At 34.5% G+C, this 14,012-nt stretch carries 15 protein-coding genes; 8 read left to right on the forward strand and 7 right to left on the reverse strand.

What is annotated here, in order from left to right; translation table 11 throughout:
• Window positions 1-42 precede the first annotated feature (42 nt).
• Window positions 43-1,257, forward strand: a complete 1,215-nt coding sequence (locus ADHAQ_RS0123190) for a GAF domain-containing sensor histidine kinase (RefSeq protein WP_026464963.1) — start codon at window positions 43-45, stop codon at window positions 1,255-1,257.
• 400 nt (window positions 1,258-1,657) lie between these two features.
• Window positions 1,658-2,035, forward strand: coding sequence for a hypothetical protein (locus ADHAQ_RS0123195; RefSeq protein ID WP_026464964.1), 378 nt, complete (start codon window positions 1,658-1,660; stop codon window positions 2,033-2,035).
• A 347-nt stretch (window positions 2,036-2,382) separates the two neighbouring features.
• On the opposite strand, the gene ADHAQ_RS0123205 is transcribed toward ADHAQ_RS0123195, so the two are convergent.
• Window positions 2,383-2,673: a hypothetical protein gene (locus ADHAQ_RS0123205; RefSeq protein WP_026464966.1), complete on the reverse strand. Its 291-nt coding sequence runs from the start codon at window positions 2,671-2,673 to the stop codon at window positions 2,383-2,385.
• 355 nt (window positions 2,674-3,028) lie between these two features.
• Window positions 3,029-3,424 carry a response regulator gene (locus ADHAQ_RS0123210; RefSeq protein WP_026464967.1) on the reverse strand — a complete coding sequence of 132 codons (396 nt, stop codon included), beginning with the start codon at window positions 3,422-3,424 and terminating at the stop codon, window positions 3,029-3,031.
• A 544-nt stretch (window positions 3,425-3,968) separates the two neighbouring features.
• Here ADHAQ_RS0123210 and ADHAQ_RS27485 point away from each other — a divergent pair.
• Window positions 3,969-5,096: a T9SS type A sorting domain-containing protein gene (locus tag ADHAQ_RS27485; protein ID WP_051360120.1), complete on the forward strand. Its 1,128-nt coding sequence runs from the start codon at window positions 3,969-3,971 to the stop codon at window positions 5,094-5,096.
• Between the two features lie 553 nt (window positions 5,097-5,649).
• A complete protein-coding gene (locus ADHAQ_RS0123220) occupies window positions 5,650-6,114 on the forward strand; it encodes a hypothetical protein (protein ID WP_026464968.1) in 465 nt (154 codons plus the stop codon).
• 80 nt (window positions 6,115-6,194) lie between these two features.
• On the opposite strand, the gene ADHAQ_RS0123225 is transcribed toward ADHAQ_RS0123220, so the two are convergent.
• A complete protein-coding gene (locus tag ADHAQ_RS0123225; RefSeq protein WP_157433494.1) occupies window positions 6,195-6,368 on the reverse strand; it encodes a hypothetical protein in 174 nt (57 codons plus the stop codon).
• A 1,304-nt stretch (window positions 6,369-7,672) separates the two neighbouring features.
• Entirely contained in the window at window positions 7,673-7,834 is a 162-nt protein-coding gene (locus ADHAQ_RS28245; RefSeq protein ID WP_157433495.1) for a hypothetical protein, read from the reverse strand.
• Window positions 7,835-8,313: 479 nt separating this feature from the next.
• Here ADHAQ_RS28245 and ADHAQ_RS0123235 point away from each other — a divergent pair, with 479 nt between their 5' ends.
• Window positions 8,314-9,921, forward strand: a complete 1,608-nt coding sequence (locus ADHAQ_RS0123235; protein WP_026464970.1) for an alpha-amylase family glycosyl hydrolase — start codon at window positions 8,314-8,316, stop codon at window positions 9,919-9,921.
• A 206-nt stretch (window positions 9,922-10,127) separates the two neighbouring features.
• Window positions 10,128-10,295: a hypothetical protein gene (locus ADHAQ_RS28250; RefSeq protein WP_157433496.1), complete on the forward strand. Its 168-nt coding sequence runs from the start codon at window positions 10,128-10,130 to the stop codon at window positions 10,293-10,295.
• A gap of 303 nt (window positions 10,296-10,598) precedes the next feature.
• Here the strand turns inward: ADHAQ_RS28250 and ADHAQ_RS0123245 are convergent, their stop codons facing one another.
• Entirely contained in the window at window positions 10,599-10,862 is a 264-nt protein-coding gene (locus ADHAQ_RS0123245) for a hypothetical protein (RefSeq protein WP_026464971.1), read from the reverse strand.
• A gap of 690 nt (window positions 10,863-11,552) precedes the next feature.
• Between ADHAQ_RS0123245 and ADHAQ_RS0123250 the strand changes: the two genes are divergently transcribed.
• Window positions 11,553-11,933, forward strand: coding sequence for a hypothetical protein (locus ADHAQ_RS0123250; protein WP_157433497.1), 381 nt, complete (start codon window positions 11,553-11,555; stop codon window positions 11,931-11,933).
• Window positions 11,934-12,007: 74 nt separating this feature from the next.
• Here the strand turns inward: ADHAQ_RS0123250 and ADHAQ_RS0123255 are convergent, their stop codons facing one another.
• Window positions 12,008-12,901: a dienelactone hydrolase family protein gene (locus ADHAQ_RS0123255; RefSeq protein WP_026464973.1), complete on the reverse strand. Its 894-nt coding sequence runs from the start codon at window positions 12,899-12,901 to the stop codon at window positions 12,008-12,010.
• Window positions 12,902-13,065: 164 nt separating this feature from the next.
• On the opposite strand from ADHAQ_RS0123255, the gene ADHAQ_RS0123260 reads away from it, so the two are divergent.
• On the forward strand, window positions 13,066-13,329 hold the full coding sequence (locus ADHAQ_RS0123260) for a hypothetical protein (protein ID WP_026464974.1): 264 nt from the start codon (window positions 13,066-13,068) through the stop codon (window positions 13,327-13,329).
• Between the two features lie 108 nt (window positions 13,330-13,437).
• Here the strand turns inward: ADHAQ_RS0123260 and ADHAQ_RS0123265 are convergent, their stop codons facing one another.
• Complete coding sequence (locus ADHAQ_RS0123265) at window positions 13,438-13,992, reverse strand: hypothetical protein (RefSeq protein WP_051360121.1); 555 nt, start codon at window positions 13,990-13,992, stop codon at window positions 13,438-13,440.
• Window positions 13,993-14,012 lie beyond the last annotated feature (20 nt).

Here is a 14,012-nt window from a genome sequence, read left to right on the forward strand (position 1 = left end):
TTTTGCTACTTAAATTTGAAAGCAAACCCAGATCTACCATACATGATTAGTGAACCACCTATTCCAGAAAATGAATTTAATCGGATTTTAGATCTTTCTGAACTCGATTTAGATTACACCAACCTGGAAAAAAATTTTAAAGATTTAACAAAACTAGCTGCTTGGGTGGCTGGCACCGATATTTCGTTACTTAATTTAATTGACTCTTTTACCCAATGGACCATTTCGAACTATGGGTTACCCATAGAACAAATGCCCCGCGAAGAATCTGTTTGTCAGTACACCATCATGGAGGATGACAAGTTTGAAGTTCAGAACTTAACGCTGGACGACAGATTTAAAGACAAACCTTATGTTGTTGACCATCCTCAGGTTCGTTATTATTTTGGCGTTCCACTTAAAACCAAGAATGGGAATAATATTGGGGCATTATGTGTTTTAGACACCAATGTAAAGGTACTTACCCCTGAAAAAATAGAGATGCTTAAAGTTATAGCCGATGAAATAGTAAATCGGCTAATGGCATTAAAAGCTATTCAAACCTTAACGCACAATGTTACCGAAACCAAAGAGGTGAATAAAAGATTGGCGCACGATATTCGGGGTCCCATTGGAGGCATTATAGGATTGGCTCAAATTATTAGTGAAAAAGGTGATAAAAATACGTTATCAGAGGTATTGGAATTTATAAATTTAATACAAAAAAGTGGAAATTCACTTCTGGAATTAGCTGATGAAATTTTGAATTCGGAGGTAAAAGCCTCGCAAAAAAATCCGGAATTGAAAGATCATGAATTGAACCTGCAACTCTTTAAAGATAAATTAGAAAAGCTCTACTTACCACAAGCCAAAAATAAAGAAATAGACTTTACAGTAACATTAAACCCAGCCAATGGCATAGTTCCTTTTCCTAAAAACAAACTGTTGCAAATTACCGGAAACTTAATTTCAAACGCTATAAAATTTACTCCGCCCCACGGAAGAGTCTCAACTCACCTGGATATAGAATTAGGCAAAGAAACTAAAACATTATTTATTGAAGTCAGCGATTCGGGTGTTGGCCTTACAAGTAAGGGCATTGAGGATATTTTAAGCGGAAGTTCCTCTTCTTCTGCCAATGGCACTAAGGGTGAGCAAGGTTATGGTTTTGGCTTACCATTAGTTAAATTCCTGATTGATAGTTTTGATGGTTCAATGTCCATTACTTCTTCTCCGGGAGCAGGTACCAGTTTCAGAATTACGCTTCCTATTAAATAAAATAATTTTTACAGGTAAATGAGTTTTTCTATTTAATATTAAAAGGACTTATTTACCTGTAATTTTTAAAAAGTAAAAGCCGAATAGCATGGGCAGATAATTGCAAACCTTCTAAATTCAGCTGTTACAAATAATAAAGAAGTTTAAGCTTGCCTCACCCTATAAAAGCTTTTTCTTCTATTTAATCTCTTTTTGTTTTATATAAGATAAGTTGGTTATGTTTTGCGAGAACATAACGATATACGGAACCCAGGTATCAAATAAACCTTATGTAACTTAATCTGGGTTTACAAGTAGTTAATAAAAAACTATATAGCCTTATTAAATATTTAATTTCAGGCTTTTAAAGCTGTTATAATTTTATAAATTAAACCGCATAAACAATTAATCTATAACTATTATGTCTAAAAAGAAAAAAGGGAAAGGCAAGGGTAAAAATAAGAAAAAGTTAACCAAGCAGCTCACAAAGCAACTAAAAAAGGTTATCAAATTGCATGGAACGGATCTTGCTTTAGGATTTGTAACAGGTATTGTAACCAAATTGGTTGAAGAAAAAGTTAAACCTGCTAAGAAATCGAAAAAAAATAAAGCTGCAGCCGTTGGAGAAGGTGAGGAACCTTCTGTTGCAAACACAGTAGCAGCCACTACCAGAGCAGTTGCTAAAACCGTAAAAGCAGCGGTAACATCTAAAAAACCTACTACCAGAAAAGCTCCCGTTCGCCGGAAAGCCGTTGAACCTACTGCCCCTGTCGCTGAAGACCCTCAATTGGGCATTTAGAAGATTTATATCTTAAAAGCATAGGAACATTATTAAAAATGCGCCTATGCTTTTAAAGCAAAATTCCTTGTTTTGATTAATACGCTATTCTATGAGGACTTTTCAACCCTTATGGTAGGACTCTTCCTTGTAAGAATTATTTACATTGGAGCTGGTATGGGTTAATTTCTTCAGTTCTTTATATTTCTTTCGGTTAGCCTTTTCCAGAATAGCTAACAAAACAAAAACAACTGTAATAAGAAAGAAGAGAAAGAACAGAAAAAATTGAAAAGTAAGTTCTATAAAAAGCAAAATGCCTAACATACAAGTTTGTTAAAGTATTACTGCATTCATTTTAATTTCTAACCTTAGTTATTGGTGGCCAGGTACTCTTTCATAACCAACACCAGGCTTTCCTTGGCATTATAAAACTTGATTTTTCTATCTTCTTTTAATAGATCCTCTTCTAATAAAGGCCTTATTTGTGTATCCCTGATCTGAATAATCTGAGCCTTCAGCTGTGAATTTTTGTCGGATATAGTAGGAAATGAGGTGCAAGCGCCATTGGCAAAACTCATCAGTTCGTAACTGCTTACATTTGAAAAGGAAAGGTTACTTACTTTTTCAACAATCTGCTGCGGTAATAATTGCTTAATCATATGGTGGTAATTCACTTATCAGCTATGACCATCCTTATTTTATTACTCAGGCTCCAGCCCTAACCCCTTACAGGAGTATTACTGCTTTTCTAACCTCAGCTTAAAAATAAAGCCAACTAACGCTGGCTTGATTTTAAAATTTAACAAATAAGGGATACGTCAATAGTAACAAGCTACTTGTTTAATGTTTCTATACCACAAAGATGAATCTTAGATATTACTTAAATATTACCGGGTGGTTAGGTAATTATTAAACCTGCCAATTCACAATAACTTCCTGCTCAGGCCTTTCTGATTAAAAGATTAAACCACAGTAAAGCGTTTAAACTGGAAGATTAGCTTTAAAGATAAAGCGTTATTGTTTAGAAATTAGCTGATCAATTTTTTCTTTTGTTAAGGGCTTTGTAATATATCCGGCTATGGGGGTGGAAGAGGTTATAGCCTTTGCCCTATCTACGGGATGGGAAGAGGAAGTTAACATATATATTTTTGTTCTTCCAAAACTAATATTCTCTTTTTCAAGCTCCTGAAGCAGCTCAAACCCATTTAATACCGGCATATTTATGTCCAATAAAACCACATCTGGCAATGTATTTCCCTGGGCATGTTCTTTTATTGCCTGGTAGGCTTCCGTAACTTGATTAAAGCTTACTACATTTTGTAATTCTCCTTCTTTCTTTAATGTTCTGGTAGCCACATAGGTACTTGCCGGATCATCATCAATTATCCAAACGGTCTCAATTGTTTTCATAATTATGAAAGTATTTTCAACATTAAAGTTTTTTAGAGAAGTACTTTTACGTCCTTTTTCAGGTGTAAATATAAATAGTAAGCAGAAACAAAATATAAAAAAACAAATTAGTTTTTAGAAATTACTTATAAAGTACTCAACTAATTTATAATAAAAATGTTTTAGCCTAATTTTATTCTGTGTCCTTGTTTTATTCTTTCCTTAAAAAACTTTTCTGCGTTCCCTATTAAATATTCTCCAAGCCATATAGCCAATTCATCTCACAACCCCTCTTACGTTGTTACCAGCCAGTGCTCTCTTATAACCTCATAGCAAGCTTTAATTTTTAAATATTTAATCAAATCTAGTTTCTTCTTTATTAATTTCATCAGCACCTATTCTTTAATAAATATTTTCTAAACTAAAGGTATTTCCAGCAAACTAGGAAAATTTTCATCCCCCTTATCTGGATGTTCATCGGTAGAAAAGGCAGGTTAACCGAATAAAAAAATATGGCAACAGGATAGAGAATACCTTTCGGAAGAAATTTAGTTACAGATATCCGATGACCCTTTTACCATTTGCTTTTTGCCGCTTTTCCACAGAACAGTTTTCTCTTAAAACTTTACAAAGATTATTTGTTTTACTTTTATCTGTTTTTATTATTTCTGCTAATTCAGCTTCAGCTCAAGGTTGCCTAAAAAGCGGCGAAGGCTTTAACATCAACTACGACGGCTATACCACTAATACGAGTTCGAAAGGCAACACTATCACTTTTACCTTCAAAGTTCAGAATACCGGCAACAGAGCTTTAAGTCACCTGACTTTTTCTCTACCCTCTAACACAACTGCCCAAAACCCATTAAATACAAACAAAAACTTTAGATATAGAATAGAAAACCCAACTAGTTCTCCTTTTTACGGTTTCAAGTTCGAAACATTTGGTGAGGGACCTAAAAATGGAGAAATGGATGTGTTTTCTTATACTATTCCACTTCCAGCCAACACCAATGCCAGCACGTATCTGACCAATGTATATCCTTTTATATCTGTAGAAGCTAAAGCGGGCACTACTTCCATTATTACCAAAAATTTTATTTTTAAATCAATAGGAGGCTGCGAAGAAGAATTGGATGGCCCTATAACTGCTTTACCAGTAACCTTAGCTTCTTTTACAGGTGCTAACCAGGGACAGGCAGTAGAGCTAAAGTGGGTTACCGCTACAGAAGAGAACAACAGCTATTTCCAGGTAGAGCGCAGCACCGATGGCAAAACCTTTAGCCAGATAGGACAAGTAGTAGGTAAAGGCACAACTAAACTGCAGCAGACTTACAGCTTTACCGATAAAGCTATAGCTTCGGCTACTTACTACTACCGCTTACGTCAGGTAGATTTTAACGGTGCTGCTGAATACAGCAAAGTAATAGCCGTGAAAACAAATTCATCCGTTACTGGTTTAGTTAAAGTATATCCTAATCCGGCTTCAGCCGCTTTACAGGTAGATCTTTCTGCTTTTGCTTCTGGCAGCTATCAGGTTAAAATAGCTTCTTTAACGGGTACCATCCTAAGTCAGCAAGCAGTAGAAGCTGGTCAGGTAACTACCTTAGATATACAGGCTTTAACCTCCGGTGCTTACCTGGTACTTGTACAAGGCCAGGACCTGAATCAGACCAAACGATTTCTAAAAAATTAAAAGCAATCGAATCGTTACTATTAAAATTCAACTAATATATTAAATTCTCACTCAATACAGTAAAAGTATAAAAGCACCTGCAAAGGTGCTTTTATACTTTTAGGACCTCCCGGTTTCCTTTATCTAAAGAATACTAGCATTACAAAATACATTATTTACAAATACAGCGCACACCATAACCCTATATATTAAACTTATAATTTGGGCAATTGCAGGAATAAAGAGCCACTTATGGACAGATCATTTATTTTTCTTACTAGCTTAAATTATAACAAAAACTTTCTTTTAACTTATTAAAGATGTTCAGGAGAATTTCCTTTACGAACAAGCATTACTATTCCATTATTATAATAAAATGAAGTGTATTCCAAAGTAAGTTACCTGATTAATGAAAACAAGCGATAATACTCTTCGCCTAGCTACCTTCTTTACTTTATAACCTTTAGTTTCAGCCTCAAAATACCTAATATTGGGTATTGGCTAATACATAAACATGCTCTATCTTTCTTCAATTTTTAAACTGTAGAACATAATACTTTTTGCCATCTGAAATATGACAAAAGCATGGGCCGGGGAAATTCAAATAAACTTAAAAGATAAAACCCAGCAGGTTTTTGATAATGAGTTTTTATCTATCCAAGTAATTTCTAAAAAGTCTTTGTTGATTTTAATTTGGAAGCGGCAAATAACATTAAATGAACGGAAAGAAGGGTACACCCTAGCCCTCTCCATTACCGCCAAAAATAATATTACTTTCTGGCTTGTTGATGATTTACAATTATTTTTTATAGGACTTGAGGAAATGGAATGGCTTGCAACCGAATGGATTGAAACTGCATCTAATTCTTCTCTTTTAAAAGTAGGAGTAGTTTCATCGGATTATTACCCAGCCTTAATTGCTAATACTGAATTTACCAATTCTATAGGAAGCCAGTTTCAATCAAGAACTAAAATTCAACATGAGGTTTTTACCGATTACATAACAGCCTTAAACTGGCTATCACCGGATAAACCATAGCATTGGCTCTTTAAAATAAATGTACAGTAGCATTGCAAACAAATTGGATAAACATTGCCGTTAGGCTATTTTATATGCGCTTATTCTAATTCCTTTAATCTGGTTAATAATTTTTCTTTAAGACTCAGGTATTTAACCACCTCTTTCAGCTCTCCATCCGTATCGAGTCTAAAATCAACAAATACTACTGCCTCCGCAATTACTTTTTTATCGTTGATATCACTAATTTCAGATTCACCTAAGATACTTTCCAAGAAGCCCATTCCACCCATAACTAAAAAAAACAGTTAAAACCCAATACATTAGTTTGGCAAAAATAAGACCAAAGTGGTTAAAGTGAATAAATATTGAAGGCTTCTAACATAATTTAAAATATACTTTTTCTAATATAGGCTTAAAAATAGCCAAAATTAAACGTCCTTGAGATGTAATATAATACTGATTTACAATTGTTTAATAAATTAAATCTTTCAATTTTATTAAGTTCTGCTAGTAACTTTGTTTGGTAAAATCTTTGCAAAACCACATCAACGTATTATTTCTAAAGCGACAAGGAAAATTTTTTCTTCCTTATCCATACATCTAATATTATAATAATATAATTCATTCCAATTATTTAATATACTATTTTTCTTATTTTTAAACTAACATAAATATCACTAAACAATTAAACAGATTCCTTAAAAGTTACATTTTTTATAACTTTTCAAGTACCTATATTTGCATTATAATAGTTAAACAAATATTTATAGCATATATGGAAGATTTCTCTACAGCAGACATTTTGTGTTTTTTAGTTATTTTACTTTGCCTTTTTTCTTTAGGGTCTATCGTAGCTAAACACATAAAAAGTACAAACGAAAGAAGAATACTAATGTACGGCAGAAAACGCAGACGCCGTTTATCCTTCTAAAATACAAGCTCCTGCAAGGAGCTTATTTTTTTATAACCCGTGATAGACCTGGTATAAAGCCAAGTTAGATGAGCTAGGATAACGTAGAAACTATATTGGTGTGAATTATTTAAGTTTCCTTTTACCTTAGAAACAGTACAATAAATAATTTATAACAATCTTACGTATACTATACATATAGGCTAGAACTTGATAGCTTAAAGAATATTTCTCTGCTTTAGTTAAAGCTATCTATAGCAATTAAATTCTAATGATCCCATATACTCCCTCTCTATAAGTTTAAACACTATATTTAAAAGTTATATAGAGAGGGATATAATTTTATGAATTGTAGCTTTTAATTCTCCCGTGCAATTACTAACAATAGAGCTTTATTGCATTAATATGGCAACAATCCTTAGGACAACATAAAAGCTTTTGTTCTACCTGAACTGAGGGTTTTATATATTTAATCTATCCTAATTAGACTCCAGTATAAAAGAATATTCAGATGCAGTTCTTTTATAGGAGTTAACTTAAAGAAAGGTCAGTTAGACTTAACTTTGTTGTTTTAGGCTGTTATAATACAGGGCATGCCATCAAGCTCAACAAAAAGTGCTTGTTAAGAAAGAAATAAATTAAAGAAAATAAATATTTTGAAGAAACTTATTGCAAATCGTAAGGTACCGGCTCTGTTTCTTCAAACCTTATGGCTAGACCCACTAATATCATAGAAACAGGCATATCCAGTAAAATCAAAGGATAATGAAAGACAATGCTCAAAATAATCGGCAGAAACAAAACGATTAAAAGGAGAAGTTTTATCATAAGTAGTTTCTCTTCTTTAATGGCTTAAATTGGAATTTTAACGGCTTATGAACCAGAAGGTTTTAAGTAAAACAATCTAATTTGAAGCAGTTGTAATAAGTTTATGTTTTTTGTTAAACTTCATTCATTATTAATGTAATTTAAGGTTTTTTCTCACAATTTGATGAATTAAAAATAATTAACTTCTCCGGTTAAAATTTTAGATCTTGTTTTTGTTACAGGAAAAAATTATTTCTAAACACCTACAAAATTTACCCAGAACCTGCTTTTGCAAAAATATTTTCTTAAAAAGGATTATATAACACCTCCAACCATTTACCATTCTTCCTTCATCATACTATTTTTCCACTTATTCATACACTTCTGTAAATGCTTATTTAAGCATACAGTCATCCTTGTAAGCATATGCAAATCAACTAAACTTAAAAATTATAGTTTAAATATACTTTTAAAGCATTTAAACCATTCTCAATTTGTATATGCAGACTGAACAACAAAAAAACCTCTGGTGGCAGGAAGAAATTATTTATCAGATTTACCCGCGATCGTTTCAGGATAGCAACGGAGATGGGGTTGGCGATTTAAGAGGGATTATCCAGCGGCTGGATTATTTACAGGAATTAGGTATAAAAGCAATCTGGATATCCCCAATATTTGAATCGCCGATGGCTGATTTCGGATACGACATTTCAAATTATACTGGAATTCATCCACTTTTTGGCACAATGGAAGATTTTGATGAACTGTTAGCTGAAGTACATAAACGGGGCATGAAACTTTTGCTGGATTTGGTTCCTAATCACACCTCCGATCAGCACCCTTGGTTCCTGGAAAGCCGTTCTTCCCGAAACAACCCCAAGCGGGATTGGTATATTTGGAAAGATCCTAAACCAGATGGCTCCGAACCCAATAATTGGCTTAGTATGTTTGGTGGAACTGGTTGGGAATGGGACGAGAAAACGCAACAATTTTATTATCATGGTTTCCTTAAAGAACAACCAGATCTGAACTGGCGAAATCCCGAAGTACAGGAAGCCATGATGAACGTTATGCGGTTTTGGTTGGATAAAGGAATAGATGGCTTCCGGATTGATGTCATTTTTCATATGATTAAAGATGATCAGTTCCGTAATAACCCACAAAACCCGGATTACCAGCCACACATGAATAAATACGACCAGTTATTACCCATATATTCTACCGACCAACCAGAGGTGCATGATATAGTGGCGATGATGCGCCAGGTAGCGGATGACTATCAGGAGCGGGTTTTAATTGGTGAAATCTATTTACCCCTCCATAAATTAGTTACCTATTATGGCGTAAATCAGTCAGGCGTACACTTACCATTTAACTTTCAGTTATTGGTTTCACCCTGGGATTCCCAACAAATTGCCATTGTTATAGATCAGTATGAAGGCTCTTTACCCGCTGATGGTTGGCCTAACTGGGTCTTAAGCAACCACGACCAATCCAGAATTTCAAGTCGCGTAGGGAAAGCTCAGGCCAGAATTGCTGCCATGCTCCTTTTAACGTTGCGGGGTACTCCTACCATCTACTATGGCGATGAAATCGGCATGCGGGATGTACCTATTCCGGCCGAAGAAGTACAAGACCCACAAGGATTAAACATGCCTGATCTGAATCTTACCCGAGACCCAGCCCGCACCCCTATGCAGTGGGATGACTCTACTAATGCCGGTTTTTCCCCAGCGAAGCCCTGGTTAAGGTTGCCTCCGGATTTTAAACGTATAAATGTAAAATCCCAGCTGCAAAATCCCTTTTCTATTCTAAATTTATACAAGCGCCTTATTAAGCTTCGGCAGCAGGAGTTGGCCTTAAAAGCAGGCAACTACACGCCTATATTTTCAGATAAACAGATAATTTCCTACACCAGAGCAGCAGCAGGAACAAGTTTTCTGATTGTTTTAAATTTAAGCCACCGGCCTGCTTATTTTAAACCCCAACATTTTACGTTTAGTGGTGTGGTAGAGATTGCAACCTACCCCGAACTGGAAAACCTCCCGGTAAAAGATTATATCAATTTAGGAGGAGACGAAGGCGTAATTATCAGAATAGATAATTAAAAGGTTGGATTTTAAATAATTCTATACTAATTTTTCCTGCTAAAATGGAATTCAAATAAAAATACTGATAAAACGGCCTTTCTTATCTGAACATTTATATTGTTAAACGATAAAAACCGGCAATTCAACGATAAAATTAAATATTGAAAAGGAAAAAAATTAGCTTACAATAACAATTACCAAAACCACCAAACAATTTAAAGATTATGGTAACTATAGAAAAATACTGGGTAATATTAGTAGCTGTTTTAGCCATTCATGCACTTCTTGTATTTATGGTTTTTAAATTGATGGATTTTATTGTTTTTGCGCAAGAACAAAGGGCTAAACAAACTTTAAAACAAGTTCCTATAATAAGTAAACATATATATTAGCGGTTGTTTTTTACCCGGCACATATTTGGTTATATTATTACCACCTTTGGTGCAGAAACTTGTTTCATTTTTCTACCCAAGGCACCTTACCTGTAAAAGAAACAACCTAAAAAAAGGAAAAATAAAGGGCTGTATTAACAGCCCTTTATTTTTCCTTTTTTTAGGTTAAAATAACTTTCTTGTTCCTATTACTTTACTTTTCCTAAATGATTAAATAAAAGTAGTACTGAAGAAAACAGCTCCATTCCTATTCAAGTTTATGTAGTAAAGATTATTTTGTTATAAAATAATCTAATAAACAGGTTATAACAGCTCTCCGCCATACAAGCTATTTATATTAATCTGTTCCAGGTAATTATCTAAAATAGCAGCATCCTCGGTCACAAGTAAGTGCCGAACATGGGCAAATTTAGCTGAACGCCAAAGCTCTACAAAAAAATTACCCAACTGAAAAAGGGATTTAACATAACCACCTTCTGATCGAGAACCCAAAGCAGTCCCTTTTTCTAACAATAATTGAAATTTAGTTATTTTATCTAACTCTATATAATCCTGAATATATAACATAGCCTTCTTACTTTTATCTTGGCGGTTCTTAAAGTTATTTATTCCAGTTTCCAGAAATCCTTTAAAAACTTGACAAGCTTAAATTTGTATTTGATTTCGCTTGAAGGATAATAAGTAGTGTCAATATTTTAGTTGATCCTCCCACTGCCCTGTATTAACTCCACTTATAGTATGCAGGGTGTGTAGCAATTCTTTAATACTCAACCCAATATTGTACTTTCCTGAATTTTTCCTCCTTTATAAAGTTAAATACCCTTAAAAGGGAAGAAATGTTATTTAATCCTTTTATTCCTAAGGATTAAATAACATTGCTAGGCTACACTGAAACAAAATGATCACAGGCTAAATGGCGGAGGCTTTTAAAATAAAAGTTACATTAGAGGCGAAATCACAAAGTCTACCTGCTATCAAATAATGATTCTAAACCAAGTTAAAAAAGGAGCCTTTAATTACACCTAAAAAGGATTAAACAGCTTGCTTTCTTGTCTAAATACTGCGTTACCAAAAACATGCTAATTGGTATAAATACTACCTTTCTATAAAAGTAAATATCCAAAAATTATTGCTTCTCAAATCACTATTTAGCGGGTAAAATAAAGGCTTCATCAGCTTAAAAGTAGGATTAAACGAAATATATATTTCAGCTATATTTAACGATATATCTTTGATTATTAAGTTATAAGAATGGATATGAAAAAAAATTCTCTGTTATTGGTTTTAGGAGTATTATTATTTACAACTGGCTTTGCTAATGGCACGCCGGACCCCAAAAAGATGGAAGGTAATATTGACCAGATTGCCAGAACGCAAGTTCGCCTAATGCAGCAATATTTACATTTTAACGAGTTTGAATATATCCAGATTAAGAAATTAACGGAGAAGCAACTAGCTGACATCCAAACAGCAGAGAAAAATTATGAAGCGGGTTCTTCAGAATTAATAGCCGAAATGCACCAAATAGAGGATACTTATACCGCAGCCGTAATGGGTATAATAAATATATCCCAATCAAAAGTTTATGCTGCCTATGCGTTTTCTAGAAATAACCCTGAAGTTCTATCTGCCCATTAGGTAATTTCTTTCATTAAAATAAAAAGCCGGTATAAGTCCGGCTTTTTATTTTAATGATGCGGGTAAAATTATAATTACCCTTGTTTTAATTTTTCCTTAAAAAAATCAACTGTACGTTTCCAGGCGAGTTCTGCGGCTGCCTTATCAAAACGCGGTGTGGTATCGTTATGAAAACCGTGGTTAGCATTAGCGTACATATAAGCCTTGAATTCTTTATTATTGTTCTTTAAAGCTGCTTCATAAGCTGGCCAGCCTTCATTAACCCGGGTATCCAGTTCTGCATAATGCAATAATAAGGGCGCCTTAATCTTCGCAACCTCCTCAACCGGCGGCTGACCTCCATAAAAGGGAACTGCGGCGGCCAAACCTGGAATGCGCACGGCCATCATATTGGCAATCCACCCACCAAAACAAAAACCAACTACCCCCACTTTCCCATTACAGTTTTTGTGTCCTTTCAGAAAATCTGCTGCTGCAATAAAATCTTCCAGCATTTCATCTCTGTTTCGTTTGCTCTGCAATTCCCGGCCGGCATCATCATTACCCGGATAGCCACCCAGCGGAGTTAAAGCATCCGGAGCAATGGTAATAAACCCAGCTAAAGCCGCTCTTCTAGCCACATCGGCAATATGCGGATTTAAACCACGGTTCTCATGCACTACTACAATACCTCCCAATTTTTTATTTGTACCGGACGGCATGCTTACTAAAGCTTTAATAGTACCGCCACCTTTGGGAGATGGATAATTTACATATTCTGATTTTAAGCGCGCATCATCTGGTTTTACCTGTATAGCTCCCTGGTAGTCGGGCATGAGGAAACTCATCAAGGAGGCTACAGTTAGTCCTCCCACCGCATAAGCAGAAAGCTTCTGAATAAACTCCCGTCTATCGACCCTGTTGTGGGCATAGTCATCGTAAAGGTCAAATACTTCCTGTTTGATGTCTTCTTTGTTGATTTCGTTCATGTTAGGGTGGATATAGATTTACTATATTTAAAGTAATATAATTACTTTAAAAAGGTTTGATAATAATCTGAAATTATACAAATAAAAAGGCTGTATTAAATCTTAAATTAAAAAAACAGGTGTTTTTTTATTGTCACATACTATTCACCAATCCCAAAACCGCTATGACCTTGATTTCGATTACATTAAATAACAATAACAAGGAAAATAAAATAAGACCAATGATAATTGGAGACATTTTAATGAGTTCCGACCATGAAAAAGAAAATTTAACCTTACCTACATTTTTTGATGGTATAACAGAAGTTTTAGGGAATGATGTTAAGGATTTACAAGCTGCTTTACAGCAGAAAGTATATATTATAAAAGACACTTTAGCTATTGCATTAGCTGGGAATTTGAAGGAAATGGAATATGTGCTTGAATAAATTAAGAATTACTATAAATTTTATGAGCCCTCTGTTGAGAATCTTACTGACTTAATAAAAAATTACTTATAGGCATGGATTAAATTTTATAATTGAAAAATAAATATCCTAAAAAGCAATACCTGCCTGTAAGCCAAGGGTGAAAGAAGGAGGATGGTTATTTCCAAAGCGAAATGGCAAAGGGACAGCAACAAAAAAATTACTGTTCTTATTTTTTACAACTGCTTTATTTAATACCGGTGTAATTCCATAACGGCCCGAAGTCTCAAAAGCAGCCCGTCCAGCAAAGGTGAAGCCATGACCCAAAGCAACTAAAATACCAGGATGAAATAAAAAATTACTCATTCTACTTATTCCCTGTTCGGCTCTGATAAAAGGAACAAACTCGAACGAAAAGCCTATTTTGGCACTCTTCCAGATATTGATGCCCGTTGGCATACCCACGACATAATAGCTATCGAAGTTAGTGGTAGTTCCTTCTTTACTGAAAGTTACCAGCGGATGAAGGATACCCATATACCCGGCTACTTTCGGATATGTAATGGGAGCAGGAGCCTGACCTAAACTAGTTATAGGTCTGCTTAATAAGCAGAAGAAGACAAGAATAATCAGCTTAGTTCCGTTTGCCAAGACATACTTAGAGGTAGTTTGGAAGTAAAGCATAGACTTTAAATATAAGTTGT

It is taken from the genome of Adhaeribacter aquaticus DSM 16391 (assembly GCF_000473365.1).
GTDB lineage: Bacteria > Bacteroidota > Bacteroidia > Cytophagales > Hymenobacteraceae > Adhaeribacter > Adhaeribacter aquaticus.

Bases quoted from the DNA above. Each gene is read 5' to 3' on its own strand.
- ADHAQ_RS0123190 (WP_026464963.1), top strand. From the start codon at position 43: ATGATTAGTGAACCACCTATTCCAGAAAATGAATTTAATCGGATTTTA.
- ADHAQ_RS0123195 (WP_026464964.1), top strand. From the start codon at position 1,658: ATGTCTAAAAAGAAAAAAGGGAAAGGCAAGGGTAAAAATAAGAAAAAG.
- ADHAQ_RS0123205 (WP_026464966.1), bottom strand. From the start codon at position 2,673: ATGATTAAGCAATTATTACCGCAGCAGATTGTTGAAAAAGTAAGTAAC.
- ADHAQ_RS0123210 (WP_026464967.1), bottom strand. From the start codon at position 3,424: ATGAAAACAATTGAGACCGTTTGGATAATTGATGATGATCCGGCAAGT.
- ADHAQ_RS27485 (WP_051360120.1), top strand. From the start codon at position 3,969: ATGACCCTTTTACCATTTGCTTTTTGCCGCTTTTCCACAGAACAGTTT.
- ADHAQ_RS0123220 (WP_026464968.1), top strand. From the start codon at position 5,650: ATGACAAAAGCATGGGCCGGGGAAATTCAAATAAACTTAAAAGATAAA.
- ADHAQ_RS28245 (WP_157433495.1), bottom strand. From the start codon at position 7,834: ATGATAAAACTTCTCCTTTTAATCGTTTTGTTTCTGCCGATTATTTTG.
- ADHAQ_RS0123235 (WP_026464970.1), top strand. From the start codon at position 8,314: ATGCAGACTGAACAACAAAAAAACCTCTGGTGGCAGGAAGAAATTATT.
- ADHAQ_RS28250 (WP_157433496.1), top strand. From the start codon at position 10,128: ATGGTAACTATAGAAAAATACTGGGTAATATTAGTAGCTGTTTTAGCC.
- ADHAQ_RS0123245 (WP_026464971.1), bottom strand. From the start codon at position 10,862: ATGTTATATATTCAGGATTATATAGAGTTAGATAAAATAACTAAATTT.
- ADHAQ_RS0123250 (WP_157433497.1), top strand. From the start codon at position 11,553: ATGAAAAAAAATTCTCTGTTATTGGTTTTAGGAGTATTATTATTTACA.
- ADHAQ_RS0123255 (WP_026464973.1), bottom strand. From the start codon at position 12,901: ATGAACGAAATCAACAAAGAAGACATCAAACAGGAAGTATTTGACCTT.
- ADHAQ_RS0123260 (WP_026464974.1), top strand. From the start codon at position 13,066: ATGACCTTGATTTCGATTACATTAAATAACAATAACAAGGAAAATAAA.
- ADHAQ_RS0123265 (WP_051360121.1), bottom strand. From the start codon at position 13,992: ATGCTTTACTTCCAAACTACCTCTAAGTATGTCTTGGCAAACGGAACT.